General features: G+C 57.7%; 15 protein-coding genes. 14 read left to right on the plus strand and 1 reads right to left on the minus strand.

The annotated features are described in order from the left end of the window. Nucleotides 1-79: 79 nt before the first annotated feature. From IDH45_RS18225 to IDH45_RS18280, 12 genes are all read left to right on the plus strand, one after another. Complete coding sequence (locus IDH45_RS18225; protein WP_190929558.1) at nt 80-1,771, plus strand: hypothetical protein; 1,692 nt, start codon at nt 80-82, stop codon at nt 1,769-1,771. Between the two features lie 47 nt (nt 1,772-1,818). Continuing rightward, nucleotides 1,819-3,705, plus strand: coding sequence for a beta-N-acetylhexosaminidase (locus tag IDH45_RS18230; RefSeq protein WP_190929559.1), 1,887 nt, complete (start codon nt 1,819-1,821; stop codon nt 3,703-3,705). A gap of 54 nt (nt 3,706-3,759) precedes the next feature. Then, the gene (locus IDH45_RS18235; RefSeq protein ID WP_190929560.1) at nt 3,760-4,890 is read left to right on the plus strand and encodes a Gfo/Idh/MocA family protein; all 1,131 of its coding nucleotides are present in this window, start codon (nt 3,760-3,762) and stop codon (nt 4,888-4,890) included. 70 nt (nt 4,891-4,960) lie between these two features. Continuing rightward, nucleotides 4,961-5,854 (plus strand): dihydrodipicolinate synthase family protein, encoded by an 894-nt coding sequence (locus IDH45_RS18240; RefSeq protein ID WP_190929561.1) that lies wholly within the window; start codon nt 4,961-4,963, stop codon nt 5,852-5,854. A gap of 28 nt (nt 5,855-5,882) precedes the next feature. Beyond that, nucleotides 5,883-6,905 (plus strand): zinc-binding dehydrogenase, encoded by a 1,023-nt coding sequence (locus tag IDH45_RS18245; RefSeq protein ID WP_190929562.1) that lies wholly within the window; start codon nt 5,883-5,885, stop codon nt 6,903-6,905. A gap of 16 nt (nt 6,906-6,921) precedes the next feature. Beyond that, nucleotides 6,922-8,664 (plus strand): hypothetical protein, encoded by a 1,743-nt coding sequence (locus IDH45_RS18250; RefSeq protein ID WP_190929563.1) that lies wholly within the window; start codon nt 6,922-6,924, stop codon nt 8,662-8,664. Nucleotides 8,665-8,680: 16 nt separating this feature from the next. Next, nucleotides 8,681-9,781 (plus strand): alanine racemase, encoded by a 1,101-nt coding sequence (locus IDH45_RS18255; protein ID WP_190929564.1) that lies wholly within the window; start codon nt 8,681-8,683, stop codon nt 9,779-9,781. A gap of 109 nt (nt 9,782-9,890) precedes the next feature. Further along, nucleotides 9,891-10,955 carry a hypothetical protein gene (locus tag IDH45_RS18260; RefSeq protein ID WP_190929565.1) on the plus strand — a complete coding sequence of 355 codons (1,065 nt, stop codon included), beginning with the start codon at nt 9,891-9,893 and terminating at the stop codon, nt 10,953-10,955. 58 nt (nt 10,956-11,013) lie between these two features. Next, nucleotides 11,014-12,309: a M20 family metallopeptidase gene (locus IDH45_RS18265; RefSeq protein WP_190929566.1), complete on the plus strand. Its 1,296-nt coding sequence runs from the start codon at nt 11,014-11,016 to the stop codon at nt 12,307-12,309. A gap of 3 nt (nt 12,310-12,312) precedes the next feature. Continuing rightward, nucleotides 12,313-12,687 (plus strand): RidA family protein, encoded by a 375-nt coding sequence (locus tag IDH45_RS18270; RefSeq protein ID WP_190929567.1) that lies wholly within the window; start codon nt 12,313-12,315, stop codon nt 12,685-12,687. A gap of 21 nt (nt 12,688-12,708) precedes the next feature. Continuing rightward, nucleotides 12,709-13,461, plus strand: a complete 753-nt coding sequence (locus tag IDH45_RS18275; protein WP_190929568.1) for an SDR family NAD(P)-dependent oxidoreductase — start codon at nt 12,709-12,711, stop codon at nt 13,459-13,461. 111 nt (nt 13,462-13,572) lie between these two features. Continuing rightward, nucleotides 13,573-14,652 (plus strand): Gfo/Idh/MocA family protein, encoded by a 1,080-nt coding sequence (locus tag IDH45_RS18280; protein WP_190929569.1) that lies wholly within the window; start codon nt 13,573-13,575, stop codon nt 14,650-14,652. 117 nt (nt 14,653-14,769) lie between these two features. Here IDH45_RS18280 and IDH45_RS18285 read toward each other — a convergent pair whose 3' ends face one another. Further along, nucleotides 14,770-15,438 carry a TetR/AcrR family transcriptional regulator gene (locus tag IDH45_RS18285; protein ID WP_190929570.1) on the minus strand — a complete coding sequence of 223 codons (669 nt, stop codon included), beginning with the start codon at nt 15,436-15,438 and terminating at the stop codon, nt 14,770-14,772. A 181-nt stretch (nt 15,439-15,619) separates the two neighbouring features. On the opposite strand from IDH45_RS18285, the gene IDH45_RS18290 reads away from it, so the two are divergent. Further along, the gene (locus tag IDH45_RS18290; RefSeq protein WP_190929571.1) at nt 15,620-16,378 is read left to right on the plus strand and encodes an SDR family NAD(P)-dependent oxidoreductase; all 759 of its coding nucleotides are present in this window, start codon (nt 15,620-15,622) and stop codon (nt 16,376-16,378) included. 103 nt (nt 16,379-16,481) lie between these two features. Further along, a complete protein-coding gene (locus IDH45_RS18295) occupies nt 16,482-17,234 on the plus strand; it encodes an SDR family NAD(P)-dependent oxidoreductase (protein WP_190929572.1) in 753 nt (250 codons plus the stop codon). Nucleotides 17,235-17,325 lie beyond the last annotated feature (91 nt).

Consider the following 17,325-nt stretch of genomic DNA (forward strand, 5'->3'; position numbering starts at 1 on the left):
GTGGCCGCCAGTTCCGGGGCAGGACACCCGAAGCTTCGGAAACGCCGCTGGCAGCGAACTGTACAGAAGGGGTGGCGACTTGAGCAACGCAGCAGACGGCCTTCGCGCTCTTCCGCTTGTAATCGCGGATCCTAGAAACGAACGCCATTCGATTTTCTCCGATGTGCTGGAGCCTTATTTGAACCAAATGGGAATATCCTTTGAATTACTTGAGCAGGCCGCCGGACCGTTCTCCGGAGCCGAATTGTCGCAGTGGCCCCTGATCATTCTCGCCCATCCGGGCTGCTTGTCCGGTCAAACCGAGTTGGCTTCCGCGGTCGTCCGGGCTGTCGAAGCAGGAACCGGGCTTGTCAGTTTCGGCGAACAGATCGCACCATGGGCGCACAGCTATGCCGGAAGCCAAGCGTCGACATTCGTGGCGATCCGCGATGCGGATCATCCGATCAGCCGGCTTCACCGCCAAGGAGAAAGGCGCAGGCATTACCATCTGAATAAAGAAATCACCCCGGCGATCTCCAGCTCCGCAGCGCCGCTCGTCACGCTCGGCCCGGGACCGCTGCTCAGCGTCGTCCAAGCGGACGGTCAAGGGCGCGTTGCTATATGGTCGACGCTGGAATGGGGAAGGCACGATGTCCTCGGTCCGCTGTACGGGTTGGACGATCTGCTGTGGCGGTCGATCGTATGGGCGGCCCGCAAGCCGTTCGTAACGCGAAGTCTGCCGCCGTTTCTGACGATGCGAATCGACGACGTATCCGGGTTCGGACAGCTCAAAGGCGGAGCTACCGGCCTGTACTGGCTCCGCGATTGCGTCGAGCTCGGCTGGAAGCCATGGGTCGGCTTGTTCCTGGACGATCTGACTCCGGATGTGCTTGACGAGCTTCGGCCGATGCTGCGTCAGAACCAAGTGACGGCATGTCCGCACGCATTCTCTTACTGGGATTTCGGTTATTTCCGCCATACCCCGAAATATCCGGATCAGGGCTATTGGTCGGAGGCGGCCGCATGCGAGCCGTATACGGAATCCGAGGTGCTCGATCGGGTCCGGCGCGTAGAGGCATGGTATGCCAAACATCCGGATATTCCGATGTCCAAAGTGTTCGTTCCGCATTATTACGAGCTGTCGGAAGGCTACATGCCCCATCTGGCGCGCTGGGGCTGCGAATTTATCTGCTCGATGAATCCGGAGAACACCCCATACCCGGGTACGATGACGTTCGGCGGACCGTATTACAAAAAAACGACGCCTCCGACACAGACTACACCGGTGTTTTATGCCGACTGGTACCCGGCCAAAGAGGGAATGTACCGGAAATCGCTATTCGCCAGCATTACGGAAATCCGCGACGATAACGGATACGAATGGGCGCCTAACAATAAGGTGGACGATACGATCCAGCACGGCATCAACCAAATATCCCGGGCGCTTGACGCCCAGGTGCTGGCGCAGCTGTTCACTCACGAATCCGGTTACATCCAGTATATCAAACCTGACCACTGGAAAGCGATCATGGAAGCGATAACGGATACGTTCGCTGCAAGAGGCGTCATTCATACGACGCTGGATGATGCTATGGCCTACATGCGCGATCTTCATGAGAGCCGGCTGGTCGATGCGGCTTGCGTCGACGGGGGGCTGGAGGTCCGTTTCGAGGGGGCGAGCGCAGGCGAGACGAAAATAGCCGTCTACGCGGACGAGACGCTGGAGCCCGTATGGCGGGAGATCCTGCCGTTTAACGGGACGCACCGCGAGACGCTGTCGGTCGGAAAATAAGACAACTAATCATTCGGCAACGCTCATATAAGGAGAGGAGTACGTTTATGCAGCTTTATTTTCATGGGGATATCGCAGATTTACAGCAAGGAATCGATATATTGGCAGGGGAGCTCGGATTCCGCAGCGGAGCGGACGGTTTGTCCGTTCATGTAAAGCGTCACGAAGGTCCGGAACTTATCGTACACAAGGACCAGGACGGGATTACCATCTCTTATACGCGCAAAATTCACTTTTTCCGGGCGGCAGGTTTGCTGGTGGAAGCGCTGCAAGACGGACGGGAGATGTTTACGATCCGCGAACGCCCCCAATTCTCGATGAACGGGCCGATGTTCGACGTGTCCCAGGGCAATTCGGTGATGAAAACCGAGACGGTCAAACGGTTTATCCGGATGATGGCTGTAATGGGGCTCGATATGTTCATGCTGTATGCGGAAGACAGCTACGACGTGAAGGAGCAGCCTTACTTCGGCTACATGAGAGGCCGGTACTCGCAGGACGAAATTCGCGAGCTGGACGATTACGCTGATATGTTCGGCATCGAGATGATTCCTTGCATACAGACGCTCAGTCATTTGAAAGACGTGCTGAAATGGAATACGTTCGCCGATATTCGCGACGATGAAGAAACGATGCTGGTCGGCGAGCCGAAAACGTATGAGTTTATCGAGCAAATGATCAAGGCGGCCGCGGCTCCCGTCCGTACGAAACGGATTCATATCGGGATGGACGAAGCGTGGAAGCTCGGTCAGGGGCATTACTTGGCCAAAAACGGCTACCGCTCGAAATTCGAAATTATGAACGAGCATCTGTACCGTGTCCTGGAGATTACCCGCCGCCTCGGCCTGGAGCCGATGATGTGGAGCGACATGTATTTCCGTGCCGGCTCCAAGACGGGCGCTTATTACGACAAAGAATGCGTTATTCCGCAATCTACGATCGACGCGATGCCGAAGGACGTACAGTTCGTCTATTGGGACTACTACCATTACGACGAAGAGTTTTATGTCGATTGGATCCGGCGCCACAAATCGTTCGGCTCCACCCCCGTATTCGCAGGCGGCATCTGGAACTGGAGAGGCTTCGTCCTCAACTACGGCGCGACCATGAAGTCGACGAACGCGGCGCTGAATGCGTGCAAGAAGGAAGGCATTACCGAGATTATCGCCACGTTGTGGGGCGACGACGGAACGGAATGCGACTGGTTTTCGGCGATTCTCGGCCTTCAGCTGTTCGCCGAGCACGGTTATGCGGACGAATTGTCCGAAGAGAAGCTGCGCAAGCGGTTTGCTTTCTGTACCGGCGGCCAGTATGACGACTTCATGGACATCCGCTGGGTGGACGAAGCGCCGGGAATCGGCAAGGACAATCTGGAGACGGCCAACCCGTCGCGTGTGATGCTGTGGCAGCAGCCGATGATGGGGCTGTTCGACGCCAACTTGAACGGACGGGAGTTCGACAGCTATTATGCCGGGCTGGAGAAAAAGTTTGCGGCGATCAAAGAACGAAGCGGCGAATACCGGCCGATCTTCGATATTCTCCAGAAGCTGTGCGCCGTACTGTCGGTGAAGGCGGAGCTGGGAGTAAACCTGACGAAAGCTTACCTCGCCGGGGACAAAATGAAGCTTAACGATTACGCGAACGTCGTCCTGCCCGATCTGATCGGCAAAGTGCGCGAGCTGCAGGCAAGCCACCGCGACCGCTGGTTCGAGGTCAACAAGGCGTTCGGCTGGGAAGTGCTCGATTTCCGCTATGGCGGGCTGATCCTCGCGCTGGAAACTTCGGCGAAGCGGATCGCGGACTATGTATCCGGCAAAGTCGCCAAGCTGGAGGAGCTTGAAGAAACACGGCTGTTGTTCCAAGGCGTGGAAGGATTACTCGATTGTTACTGGTATCAGTTCATTCCGACGGCGAGCCGTCTTGCCCAGCCGTAAGCAGGTCGGCTGCGTTGAAGTCGGACTCATACAAGAGCGGCAGGAGGATTGTCCATGACGATCAAAGTAGGGATCGCAGGGGTACGTGGATTGAGCGCGTTGATGGGATTTCGCTCGATCCCGGATGTGGAGGTCACCGCTTTTTGCGATCTCAACGAAGATTTGCTGAACGCGACCGCCGAGAAGTACGGAATCACGAACAAGTACCGATTATTTGAGGATATGATTCAATCCGATATCGATGCGGTCGTCATCTCCACGCCGATGCAGCACCATGTCCGCCAGTCGATCGAGGCGCTGTATGCGGGCAAGCACGTCTTGTGCGAGGTGACGGCGGGCGTGTCCATGGAGGAGCTGTGGTGGCTCATCGAGACGGTGGAGAAGAGCGGCCGCACCTATATGATGGCTGAAAACAACTGTTATTTGCCGGAAAACCGCATCATCGGCGAAATGATTCGCCGGGGGATGTTCGGCGATATCTATTACGGCGAAGGCGAATACATCCACGAGCTAAAGAAAAGAACGCTGTACCCGGATGGCACGCCGAACTGGAGATCGTTTTGGCAGTACGGCCGAAGAGGTTCCTTTTATCCGACCCACAGCATCGGTCCGTTGATGAAATGGTTCGAAGGCGACCGGATCCGTTCGGTCATCACATGCGGTACCGGCTGGCATACGGCGCCGCAATTCCGCCAGGAGGATACGGCGGTTACGCTGTGCCAGCTCGAAAGCGGCAAGCTGCTGAAGCTACGGGTCGACTGCATCTCGGAGCGGCCGCATAACCCGGCCTATTATTCGCTGCAGGGTACGAAGGGCTGCTACGAGGCGCCGAGAGGGATGGGCGACGATCACAAGCTGTGGCTGAACCATATGGACCCGGATACGGACAGTGCGAAATGGCGGCCGCTCCATATGTATGCGGACCTGCTGCCGGAGCGGTACAAGACGGCGACCGACGAGCAGAAAAACGCCGGACACCGGGGCTCGGACTTTTTCCTCATCCACGATTTCGTCGATTCGGTACGTATGGGCGGCCGCCCGCCTGTAGACGTATACGAAGCGTGCGAGTGGACGGCGGTCGGCCTGTTGTCGGAGCTGTCGGTCATGAACGGCGGCCGTCCTGCGGAGATGCCGAACTTCCGTAAAAATATGCCGATGTCCGAAAAAATTACGAAAATGCTGTAGCGGAATCCGAATTCCGAAGGTGCAGTTATAGTACAAGGGCAACCATAATAACGGGGATGGAGAGATATCCATGGCGCTTCAAGGGAATATTCCGGTCATACCGACACCTTTTCTGAACGGTGAGGTCGATTATGCCGCGTTCGACCGGCTTTTGGCTTACACGCTGGACTCGGTGGACGGTTATGTCGCCTGCGGCAGCACGGGAGAAGCCCCTGCGCTGACCGCGCAGGAGCGGATCGAGATCGTCCGGTATTTGTCCGAGCGGATGCCGGCCGGCAAAGAGCTCGTGGTCGGACTCGGCCACACGAATCTGAAAGAAGCGATCGAGCTTGGCAAAGCGGCCGCCGATTGCGGAGTGCGGGCGGCCCTCGCCCCGAGTCCGTATTATTTTCCGAATTCCTTGAAGATGGTGGCGGAATATATGACCGCCCTGGCGGAAGGCACCGGTCTGGAGCTGGTGTTCTACGACAATCCGGTAACGACCAAAACGCTGTTTTCGACCGGAGATTTGCTGCAGCTGGCCGAGGACGTTCCGTTTATTACGGCGATCAAGATGACCGATCACAACTTGGGGAAAGTGCGCGAGCTGAAAGCGCATTCCGACCTGACCGTATTCGGCGGGGACGATATCATCTGCTTCCGCTCGTTCGAGGCGGGAGTGGACGGTAGCATGATTATAGCGCCGATCATCTTTCCCGAAGCGTTCCGCGACAGCTGGAAGGCGTACCGTTCCGGAGACCGGACGGAAAGCTACCGGATCTTCTCCCGGACGCTGCTGCCCTTCATCCATATGTTCGGTCCCGGCGACGAAATCCCGACGACGAAGGCGTTGTTCCATAAGCTTGGCCTGTTCTCCAGCGCGGAGACAAGGCTGCCGCTGCTTCCCGCCGACGCCAAACGGATCGGCGAGCTGATGCTTGGATACGAGGCCGGCAAAAGCGGCCTGTTGTCATTGGGCGTATAAACGATACCGGGAAAGGAGGGCGACCCCGTTGAAAGCATTGATCTATGAAGGTCCGAAGCAGATGCATATCCGCGAAGCCGAGCGTCCGGAGCCGGCCGAAGAAGAGGTGCTGATCCGCGTGGTGTATTCCGGCATATGCGGCTCCGAGCTAAGCGGCTATTTGGGGCATAATGCGCTGCGGCAGCCTCCGCTTATATTCGGCCATGAGTTTGCCGGTACGATCGAAGCGATCGGAGAGCGAGCGGCGCGCCAGACGACGCTCTCGGCTGGACAGAGAGTTACGGGCAATCCGCTTGTAACGTGCGGATTATGCTCGTATTGCCTTGCAGGACGCCAGCAGCTGTGCACGAGCCGCAAGCTGCTCAGCGCCGCCCTGCCGGGAAGCAATGCGGAGTGGGTTAAGCTTCCGGCCCGGTTCGTCTATCCGCTGCCGGACCATGTCCCGTTCACGCAAGGGGCTCTTGCCGAACCGCTCGCCTGCGGCGTGCGCGCAGCGGAGCTGGCTGCTCCGCGTCCCGGAGACCGGGCGATCGTATTCGGACTTGGCCCGATCGGGCTGTTCGTCATTCAGGCGCTGCAAGTATACGGCGTAGAGACGATCTATGCGGTAGATTTACACCGGGAGCGGCTGGACATGGCCGAGGAGCTCGGGGCGAAGCCGATCGATCCAAAAGCAGGCGACGTTGCCGCTGAGGTTCGCGCCGGGGGAGCGCTTGGGGTCGAGATCGCCGTCGATGCGGTAGGATCGGGAATTACGCGCCGACAATGCGCAGAGCTGACCGCTCCGGGAGGCAAGGTTGTATTTACGGGGCTGCACGAAGCGGAATCGCCCCTGCCGGTCAATGTCATGATTCGCAATGAAATAACGGGCTTCGGCTCTTTCGCATATTCGGCGGCCAATTTTGAGACGGCGCTGAGGCTGCTGGCCGAAGGAAAAGCCGGCTTCCCCGAGGATTGGCTGGCGGAAGCCCCGCTTGAGGAAGGGGCTTTCTGGTATGAGAAACTGCTGGGCAATCCCGGCAAGGTGGCAAAAGTGCTATTAAGACCGTAATTGGAGGTAGAGGGGTATGGACGTTGTTCTGCAGGCAACCGGCAATTATCCGAGCACGGGCAACCGCGTCCTGCTGCTTGTAGTGAATACGGCTCTGGAAGCGGAGTATACCGCGTTCGAACGGACCTTGCTGCCTGCCGTTCACCATTTCGGCTTTCCTTACCGAGTGATCGACCTGGCCCGAGCAGGAGCGGATCGGGAGCCGCTCACGGATGCGGCGGCGATCGTGCTGGCCCATGACGGAATCGCTTCGACACTTGGCGAGGTTTTATGGAAAGAAATCGTAACCGCCGTACGTAAAGGCTGCGGAGCGTTAAGTTGGGACGGGACGATTCACAGGGCGGATACTGCCGTCCGGATGTTTTTCGGCATCGAGGATGCGGTTCCGGCCGAGTTTGACGATATCTGGTTCGGCGATTCGCCGCATTATGTCAGCGCTTGGCAGGAAGCGGGCGCGCATTACCGTTTTCTCCGCAGCGTACCGGGTACGGCGGTAACCCGTCAGACGGCTTCCTTCGAGACGATCGCCGAGGACGGGGTGGGCCGTCCGCTTGCCGCAGCCGTCCGGAAAGTGTTTGTGGACGAAGGGAAGCGCTACGCGTTTTATTTCTCGCCTCTTCTGTGGCAGCGCAGCGTATTCGGCCATGCGATGGGGCTGGACGATTTGTTGTGGCGGAGTCTCGTATGGGTTGCCCGCAAGCCGTTTGCCGCGCTGCTGATGCCTCCGTTCGTCACATGCCGAATCGACGACGTATCCGGTTCGTACGATCATCTGGATTACGTGCGGGTGTTGAACGAGCACGGCTGGATCCCGAATCTCGGCTTGTTTCTGGAGGATCTGGACGAAGAGGATTTGAAGGCGGCTAGCCGGCTATCCCGGGAAGGGAAAGCCGAGATCAGCGCCCATTCGTTCGACGAGCTGGAGCGGTGCAAGCCGGATCAGATTTACTTGAAGCACAACGGTGAAGAATACGAGCCCGAGGAGCTGGCGGAGCATTTTCAGCGTCTCGATTCGTTTTATGAGAAATGGGACATCACTCCGTCGCGTACGGTTAACATTCACTACGACGAGCTCGGATTAAACGCTCTGCCGTATTTATACAAGCGCAACCAGCCGTTTACGATGGGGCTCATTCCGTTCGGCGTCGCTTGGTCGGCGAACAGCTACAGCTGGGAGCCGTATCCGTACGGCCATCAAGGGTTCAATTACGGACCGATGGAGCCCGATCACCGGTTCTGGAACGTGGTCGCCCATCATCTCGGCGGCTACAAAACGCCGGATACGCATATGGGTGTGGGCGAGTTTCTCGGATCGTGCACCGTGTTCGCCGGAGAGAACGGCCATAACGACGTAAGCCGGGCGGTGGACCGGGGAGCCGCGGCCTTGAAGATCGGCGTTGGCAGCCGGTTTTTCGGAACGCTGATGACGCACGAGCAGCGGATCGCCGTTATCCCGCCGGACGAATGGCTTGCGATCGTCAGCGGGATCTCCGAGCGGCTCGCCCGCTGGCCGGAGAAACCGGTATTTGAAAGCTACGACCGGATCGCTGCTTACTGCAAAGACAAACGGAGAACGCGAATCGTATCCGCAGCGGCATCGGAACACCGTACAGAAATCCGCTTCGAGCTGGAAGGCGCGGTGGAGACGGGACTTTCCGTCGCTGTTTTTACAGACGAATCGGAAGGCTGCAGGTGCGAATGGCACGCCGTCGGGCCGTTCTCGGGCCGCCGGGAACAACTTGCTAAAATCGTTTTATAGGGAAAGAGGATACACGATGAATTCACCTACTTACGACACGCCTTGCATCATGATCGATCTGGATAAAGTGGAGCGCAACATCCGTCATATGCAGCAAATTGCGGACGATCACGGAATCGGCCTGCGGCCCCATGCCAAAACCCACAAAATGCCCGAAGTGGCCCGTATGCAGATTGCGGCCGGAGCGATCGGCGTCACCGTCGCCAAACTCGGCGAGGCGGAGGTGCTGGCAAAAGCGGGAATCAGCGATATATTGATCGCCTATCCCGTTATCGGCCGGGATAAGATTAAACGGCTTGCCGCGCTTCTGACCATGACGCATATTACCGCGGCGGTCGAAAGCATCGAAGGCGTCGAAGCCGTAGCCGAAGCCGGACGATTGGCCGAAGTCCCGGTCGACGTACTGATCGAGATCGACAGCGGCTTCGGACGGGTCGGCCTCAATCCGGGGGAAGACGTTATCCGGCTGGCCGGCGTGATCGCTTCCCATCCGTGGCTTCGTCTGAAAGGGCTGCTGACGTTCGCCGGCCAGTCGTACGATGTGCCGGACCCCGAGGCGATCCGCCGGACCGCCGAGCGGGAAGTCGGCACGTCCGCCCGGATGGCGGAGCAACTGCGCGAAGCCGGATATCCGGTAACCGTCGTCAGCGTCGGCTCGACGCCGTCAAGCTCGTTCGCCGCGGCGATCCCCGGGGCGAACGAGCTGCGTCCCGGCACCTACGTGTTCGGCGACCTGATGCAGGTGAAGCTGGGCGCCCACGAGCTGGAGCGCTGCGCGCTAACCGTACGAGCGACCGTCATCAGCCGCCCGGCTCCGGACCGCGCCGTCATCGACGCCGGTACGAAAGTATTTTCCAGCGACGGGGAAGACTCGCCGCTTGGAACCGGACGCGGTTACGTGCCGGGACGTCCGGGCATCACGCTCGAGTGGCTGACCGAAGAGCACGGCATGTTGAAGCTGGCGCCGGAGGAGCAGGGGCTGGCGATCGGAGACATTCTCGATTTTATTCCGGTTCACTGCTGCGCCGTCGTGAACTTGACCGACCGGGTGGCCGTCACCCGCGACGGACAGTTTGAATCGTTCTGGAACGTAAGCGCCCGAGGGAAAGTGCGCTAGGTAGCCGGTTTGGGCGTATCGCGGCGCATTGTACCGCACCGAAGCGTATCGCATCGCATCGGCGGGTTGCCGATTTTCCAAAATCCAAATTTAAAGGAGCCAAACCGATATGATCCATCATCAACCGGATAAGTTGATAAAAGGCGTTGCTTACCACGGCAACCGGATATTGCGCCACGTAGAAACCGATATGCGAGACATCGTAAACAATCACTTCAACCTGGTCGTGCACATGTTCTCCCATACCGACTGGGACCGCCACCGCCGGATTATGAAGGAAATCATTCAAATCACCGAAGGGCACGGGCTGGACGTCTGGGTCGACAACTGGGGCCTTGGCGGCCCTCCGGGAGACAAATCGCATTTTCTCGCCTATTACCCGGACAGCCATCAAGTGTATTCGGACGGTTCGGTCGATCCGGTCCGCGCCTGCCTGAACAGCCCGGATTTCCGCAAGTTTACGAAGGAATGGATCGATGTGGTGCTGGATATCGGCGGCAAAAGCATATTCTGGGACGAGCCGCACCTTGCGGCCAAGTCGATGGAAAACGGCAAGCCGAAAGTATTCACGTGCGCCTGCAGCCGGTGCAAATCGTTGTTCCGGGACAAATACGGCAAAGATATGCCGGAGCAGTTCGACGAGCAGGTTGAAGAGTTCCGGATCTGGTCGGTCGTCGACTATTTCCGCGAGGTGACGGAGTACAGCAAGAAGAAGGAAATGGAGAACATCGTCTGCGTCATGCTCGGCGGTTCTTACGGCATCAACCTCGACTCGATCGAACAGATCTGCGGGCTGGATACGCTGGAGAACATCGGCTCCGATCCGTACTGGCTCGGCCAAAAAGATGTGCATCCGTACGATTTCGTGTACGAAAAAACAAAGCTCAATCTGGACGTATGCAAAAAGCACAATAAGGATCACAACATCTGGATACAAGGATACGCTACGCCTCCCGGCCGTGAAGAAGAGATCATTTGGGCGACCGACGCCGCTTACGACGCCGGAGCACGCAAAATTCTCGTCTGGGGCTACCGCGGCTCCGAATCGAACGATTACCGCGCCACGTTCCCGGACATGGCGTGGAATGCGATCGGCGAGGGGATGAGAAGGATTACGGACCGGCATAACGATGAGATTCGCCGCAAACGGCTGGAGCTGCTGAAGCAGAAATGATCGCATCAGACCGGTACGGCCGCGCCCGCCGCAGCCGTACCGGGAAAGGAGGGTTTTATTGGACAGCCGACAACTGGAACAACGCATCTCCCGGTGGGTCCGGGACAACCGCCCCGCCGTTATCGGACTCGTGTCGGATCTGATCCGGTACGATACCGTGAATCGGGTGACGGACGGGACGGAGAAGGAGTGCCAGCGGCATATCGCCGGCGTGCTGGAGCGTCTGGGGCTCGAAACGGAGTTATATTCGCCGGAGGAGGCGCCGGGCTTCCGAAGCCATGAGGCGTATTTTCCGGGCAAGGACTATTCGGATCGGCCCAATGTCGCCGGCATCTGGAGGGGGAAAGGAGACGGACGTTCGCTGCTGTTCTCGAGTCATGCGGATACGGCGGTCGTCGCCCCCGGCTGGTCCCGCTCGCCTTGGGAGCCGTATGAGTCGGACGGCAAGCTGTTCGGTCTCGGTTCGTTCGATATGAAGGGCGGATTGGCGGCCTCGATTATGGCGGTGCGGTGTCTGATCGAGCTCGGCATTCAGCCGGGCGGCGACGTTACGATCGAATCCGTCGTGGACGAAGAGTTCGGCGGTGCGAACGGAACGCTCGCCGGCCGTCTGATGGGCTACAACGCCGATGCGGCGATCATTCCGGAGCCGACCAATCTGGCGATCTGTCCGGCAACCCGCGGCGGCGCCTTGTGGCGCGTCACGTTCCGGGGGAAGACGGGGCTGTCGTTCAGCGGAGAGACGCTTGTCAATCCGTTGTTCGACGCCGGCAAGTTTCTTGTCTTTCTGCAGAAGCATGAGCAGGAGCGAAGCTGTAAGCCCGGACCCGCGCCGTGGTATGCGGCCGTATCCGAGATGCCGATTATCCCGACCCGGGCCGAGGCCGGCGATCTGCAGGCCGAGCTGTGCGACGTCGGTCCGGAACGATGCGATATCGACATCTGGGTGGAATGTTACCCCGGCGTGACGGAGGAGCAGCTGCAGCAGGAGCTGATCGGCGGGTATACGGAGATGTTCGGGGGCGATGCGGCCATTCCCGAATTCCGCAAGGTGATCCGCTTCCTGCCGGGTTCCGAGGTCGCCCCGGACTTCCCGCTGCTCTCCGTCCTGGAGGACGAAGCGAGAAGCGTATGCGGGTCGGAGCCTCTCGTGAAGGGAGCGCCATTCGCCTGCGACGCGTTTATGTTTAATTTGCACAGTCCGACACCGGCCGTCATCATCGGGCCTTCAGGCGCCAATGCGCATGCGGCGGACGAATATGTCGAGATCGACTCGCTGCTCCACCTGACGGAGATTTACGCGAGAACGATCGCCGCGTGGTGCGGAGTATTCCATCCTATGCGAGGAGAATGACAGATGAGAAAAGCGATTCGAACGCAGGAAGCGTCCCCCGGGGATGGACCTTATTCGCAAGGAATCGTATCGGGAGGGTTCCTTTTCGTATCCGGCCAAGGCCCGCTCGATTTGGAAGGCCGCGTCATCGGGGAGACGATCGAGGAACAGACCGATCTTACTTTGCAAAATATAAAAGGCATTTTGGAGGCGGCAGGCTGCACGATGGACGACGTCGTCAAGGTGAACGTGATTTTGGCCGACATGAACGATTTCTCCAGATTTAACGAGATGTACCGCACCCATTTTTCGGAGCCGATGCCGGCCCGCACTTGTTTCGGAGGGGCGCTCGACGGAATCCTCGTGGAGATCGACGTTATCGCCAAAACCCGCGATTGATCGGGAAAGGAGGAGCTGCAGATGAACAGATTTGAAGGTAAAGTCGTGCTGATCACCGGAGCCGGCCGCGGAATCGGCAGAGCGATAGCGGAGAGATTCGCGGATGAAGGAGCGTCGCTTGCGCTGTTGTCCAATGTGGAGGCCGACTTGAATGAGGCGGCTTCGGAGCTTGCTGCAAAAGGCACGATCGTCCAAAGCCTCGTGGTCGACGTATCGGACGCGGAGCAGGTCGAGCGAGCGGTGAGCGCAGTGGCCGAACGTTTCGGACGGATCGATGTGCTGGTGAACAATGCCGGTATCGCCTGGGAGGAGCCGGTACTTGAGATCAAGCCGGACAACTGGAAGAAAATAATCGACGTCAACCTGAACGGCATGTTCTGGGTAGCCCAGAGTGTGGCCAAACGGATGGCGGCGCAAGGCGGAGGCGTCATTCTGAATATGGCGTCCACCAACGGGCTGGTCGGCGAAGCGAACTACGCGCACTACAACGCCTCGAAGGGCGGGGTCGTCCTGCTGACGAAAACGATGGCGCTGGAGCTTGGAGTCAGCGGAATCCGCGTGAACGCTGTATGCCCGGGTTATATTCAAACCCCGATGTCGGCCGCGATCGACAGTCCGGAATTTATTGAAAACTACATCAAGACGAAAATTCCGCTCGGCCGGGTCGGCAAACCGGAGGATATCTCCGGCGTCTTCGCTTTCCTCGCCTCGGATGATGCTGCTTTCATCACAGGGGAAACGATTGTCGTAGACGGAGGCCAGCTTGCATTTTGAAGAAAACGTGCCGCTTGCACTTTGCGCCTGGATCGGCGGAGGAAGCTGCTTTGCCGGACAGACGATACGGCATCCGGGGCCGTACGGCGGCATATAGGGAGGTAAGCTCGAATGAGTAAAGTATGGAAAATGGGCCTGGTCGGACTGGGCGGCTCCCGCCGTTCTGCGGCTTATATGCATCATCCGCAAATCCGGGTGACGGCGGTATGCGATACCGACAGCGGGCTGCTCGAACGCGCAGGCAACGAGCTGGGTGTCGCCGAAGCGGGACGTTTCGATTCATTTGAGCGGATGCTCGAATCCGATGTGGACATCGTCATGATCGGCACGCCGGTGCCTTTTCATGCGGCTCAGACGATTGCCGCGCTGGAAGCGGGCAAGCATGTGCTATGCGAAGTGACGGCGGCGTCTACCGTGGAGGATTGCTTCCGGATTATCGAGGCGGTCGAGCGCACGGGCCGAACGTACATGATGGCGGAAAATACGATCTATTTCCATTTCATGCAAACGTGGAGGAAATGGGTGCGGGATGGATTGTTCGGCACGATCTTTTACGCCGAGGGCGACTATGTGCACGAAATCCGCGACCGGATCATCGATCCGGCGACCGGTCAGGCGTACTGGCGCGACCGCAGGCCGCCGCTTCATTATTGCTCCCACTCGCTGGGACCGCTGCTGGAGATGATGGACGACCGGATTGTGCGCGCAACCGGTTCGGGAACGTCCAAGACCGTATTGCCCGCCGGCGGCGTTGGCTGTACCGATATGCAGGTGGCGCTGTTCGAGACCGCACGGGGCGCTACGATCAAACTGTTGCGCAGCTCGGTCGCTCCGCGCAAGCCGGCGACAGGACATTTTGCGCTGTACGGATCGAAAGGCCAGATTGAGAACGGACGTCTCGGCTACGGCAGCGACGGCTGGATCTATGTCGAGGATCACCCGGAATACGGGGAGACCGCTCAGCCGATGCGCTGCGAGATCAGCGATCCGAACGCGCCTGAGGAAGCGACGAAGGGCGGCCACGGGACTTCGGAGTATTACTTGATCCGCGATTTTATCGAAGCGCTGGAGAGCGGAACGCCTCCCCGCATCGACGTCTACAAAGCGATGGAATATACGCTGCCCGGCTTAATCGCCCAGCAGGCTGTGGAGCGGGGCGGCGTATGGCTGGATGTGCCGCAGGTTCGCTGATCGGATAGCTAAAAAAATAATAAACCTCCGAGTCCGTTACTCGAAAGTTACTCGAAAACGGCTTCGGAGGTTTATTCGTGCTTGCGACATACGTACCGAATGTACAGCAACGCTGGTTTAGCTGCGATCAGCGACGGGCGCTTTCAAATAATCGAGAAAAATCCGCTTCAGCAATAAAAGCTGCGTTTCGGGAGGGAGGTCCGATTCGAGCATGATGATGTTTTTCTGCAAGCTTAGCTTTTTGGAGAAAATGCCCATCGTATTCGCAAGCGTGGACAACGTCTCCTGAACCGGAATATCGGAGCGGATCGAACCGTCGTGAAGGCCGTCTTCGATAATCGTGGAAAAAATAGCGGATACCTGGTGATGCGCCTGATTATATAAGGCGATATCTTCGAGCGGTTCGGTGGAGAGCGCCGCGTAATTTTCAAAAGCTTCCAGCATCCGCATGCTCTCTACATATTTCGGCTCCGTAAAGGAGATGAATATATCGAACAGCTTGCCGAGCTTGTCGAGGCACGTTCCGGGCATATCGGCAACGGATTGGAAGACGGCGACCTGATCTTCGATCCGTTTTGCGGCGACGGCGACGATCAGCTTTTCCTTTCTCGGAAAATAACGGAATACGGTAGCGACTCCGACGTTGTCTTCTGCAGCGATATCCTGCATCGTCGCTTTCTCCAGCCCTTTGCGGATAAATACGCGTTCCGCGGCTTCCATCATGCTTAATTCCCGCTGTTTTTTGCTTTCCTGCCGTTCTTGTTCCCATCTGCTTTTGGGGTCCATACCCGCAACCGCCCCTTATGCTTGAGATATAGTCGAGGTCATGCTAGCAGACAACCTGTGCAAAGTCAATGGAAGTCTGAAAATTGTTCGATTGTATCCGGATAGGTAGTGATGATATAATGACTATCATAGTGATAGACATAATATCACAACTCAAGCATTGCGAGAGGGGAGAATCAGAATGACACATTCGAATCAAATCGCATTGATTACAGGTGCAGGCAGCGGGATTGGCCGGGCCAGCGCTATAAAGCTCGCCGCAGGCGGGGCGAAGGTTGTACTGGTCGATTACAACGCCGAGTCCGGCGAGGAGACGCTCCGGCTGATCCGGGAGCAGGGCGGGGAAGGGATATTCGTACAGGCCAACGTTGCGGTCAGCGAGGATGTGCAGCGATATGTGAATACGGCAGTGGACACTTTCGGACGTATCGACGTTTTCTTTAATAATGCTGGAATTATCCAGAAGTTCTCTATGCTAAGCGATATCGAGGAATCCGAATTCGACCGTGTCATGGCTGTTAATGTGAAGGGGGTTTTCCTTGGCCTGAAATATGTGCTGAAAGTGATGGAGCGCCAAGGCAGCGGCAGCATTATTAATACGGCGTCTACAGCCGGGATTCGCAGCGAGCACAGCGTCGCGGCTTATTCGGCCAGCAAGCATGCGGTTGTCGGACTGACCAAATCGGCGGCGCTCGAATATGTCAAAAAAGGCATCCGCGTCAATGCAATCTGTCCGGGAGGCGTGCAAACGGCGCTGACGGCCAGCGTGCCGAAAATGCTCGAGCAGTCCGGCTACGTTCCGGAGGAAGTGTCCAACATGAGAATGGGACGTTACGCCCAGCCGGAGGAGATGGCGGAAGCGGTCGCCTTCCTGGCGTCGGACAAGGCCAGTTATATGACCGGTTCGATCATGACGATTGACGGCGGACTTACTTTGTAAGAACGAAGAACAGTTTTGGCTGTGTGAGAGGAACATTTCGGGCGAAGCGAGCCCAGGCATTCGGATCTTAGACTACACAAGACACCCAGGGAGGTCATCCGGTATGGGAAGATTACAAGGAAAAGTAGCGTTGATTACTGGTGCAGGCGGCGGTATGGGGAAAGCGGATGCGCTCTTGTTCGCCAAAGAAGGGGCCAAGGTCGCCATCTCGGATATCCAGGAAGACAAAATTCAGCAAGTGGTGGCCGAGATTAAGCAAAACGGGGGGGAAGCGATCGGCTTCCGGCAAGACGTATCCCAGGAGGAAGAATGGGTTCACATCGTCGGCGAAACCGTCAAGCAGTTCGGCAAAATCGATATTCTGGTTAATAACGCCGGCATTTCCGGGGCGACTCCGCTGCTCGACATGACGGTGGAAGAGTGGAACCGGATTATGAATATCAATTTGACGGGAACGTTTTTGGGGCAAAAACACGTCATTCCTCATATGATTCAAAACGGCGGCGGTTCAATCATCAACATCTCCTCGATCGCGGGCTTAACCGGAGGAAGCGGAGCCGGCGCTTATACGGCGAGCAAAGGGGCGGTCCGTCTGCTGACCAAGGCGACGGCGATCGATTACGCCAAGTTTAATATCCGGGCCAACTCGATTCACCCCGGCTATATCGCTACGCCGATGACTGTGGACTTGATGGCCGACGAGAAAATGAAGCAGTGGTTCCAGGCGCAGACTCCGCTGCCCCGTCTCGGAGCTCCGGAAGATATTGCGGCGGGTGCGCTGTTCCTCGCATCGGACGAGTCTTCGTATATTACCGGCATCGAGCTTCCGATCGACGGCGGTTATTCCGCACAATAAGGCGAGCAAGCGGTACTTCGGACAAGGTGCGGATACGAAACGATTGTTTGGTTTGGTTTGGCTGGTTAACGGTATGGAAGAAAGAAAAAGG

Source organism: Paenibacillus oceani (assembly GCF_014705615.1).
GTDB classification, from domain to species: domain Bacteria; phylum Bacillota; class Bacilli; order Paenibacillales; family NBRC-103111; genus Paenibacillus_AB; species Paenibacillus_AB oceani.

Excerpts from the sequence above, each read along its gene's own strand:
- IDH45_RS18230 (WP_190929559.1), top strand. The coding sequence starts at position 1,819 with ATGCAGCTTTATTTTCATGGGGATATCGCAGATTTACAGCAAGGAATC.
- IDH45_RS18235 (WP_190929560.1), top strand. The coding sequence starts at position 3,760 with ATGACGATCAAAGTAGGGATCGCAGGGGTACGTGGATTGAGCGCGTTG.
- IDH45_RS18240 (WP_190929561.1), top strand. The coding sequence starts at position 4,961 with ATGGCGCTTCAAGGGAATATTCCGGTCATACCGACACCTTTTCTGAAC.
- IDH45_RS18250 (WP_190929563.1), top strand. The coding sequence starts at position 6,922 with ATGGACGTTGTTCTGCAGGCAACCGGCAATTATCCGAGCACGGGCAAC.
- IDH45_RS18255 (WP_190929564.1), top strand. The coding sequence starts at position 8,681 with ATGAATTCACCTACTTACGACACGCCTTGCATCATGATCGATCTGGAT.
- IDH45_RS18260 (WP_190929565.1), top strand. The coding sequence starts at position 9,891 with ATGATCCATCATCAACCGGATAAGTTGATAAAAGGCGTTGCTTACCAC.
- IDH45_RS18270 (WP_190929567.1), top strand. The coding sequence starts at position 12,313 with ATGAGAAAAGCGATTCGAACGCAGGAAGCGTCCCCCGGGGATGGACCT.
- IDH45_RS18275 (WP_190929568.1), top strand. The coding sequence starts at position 12,709 with ATGAACAGATTTGAAGGTAAAGTCGTGCTGATCACCGGAGCCGGCCGC.
- IDH45_RS18280 (WP_190929569.1), top strand. The coding sequence starts at position 13,573 with ATGAGTAAAGTATGGAAAATGGGCCTGGTCGGACTGGGCGGCTCCCGC.
- IDH45_RS18285 (WP_190929570.1), bottom strand. The coding sequence starts at position 15,438 with ATGGACCCCAAAAGCAGATGGGAACAAGAACGGCAGGAAAGCAAAAAA.
- IDH45_RS18290 (WP_190929571.1), top strand. The coding sequence starts at position 15,620 with ATGACACATTCGAATCAAATCGCATTGATTACAGGTGCAGGCAGCGGG.
- IDH45_RS18295 (WP_190929572.1), top strand. The coding sequence starts at position 16,482 with ATGGGAAGATTACAAGGAAAAGTAGCGTTGATTACTGGTGCAGGCGGC.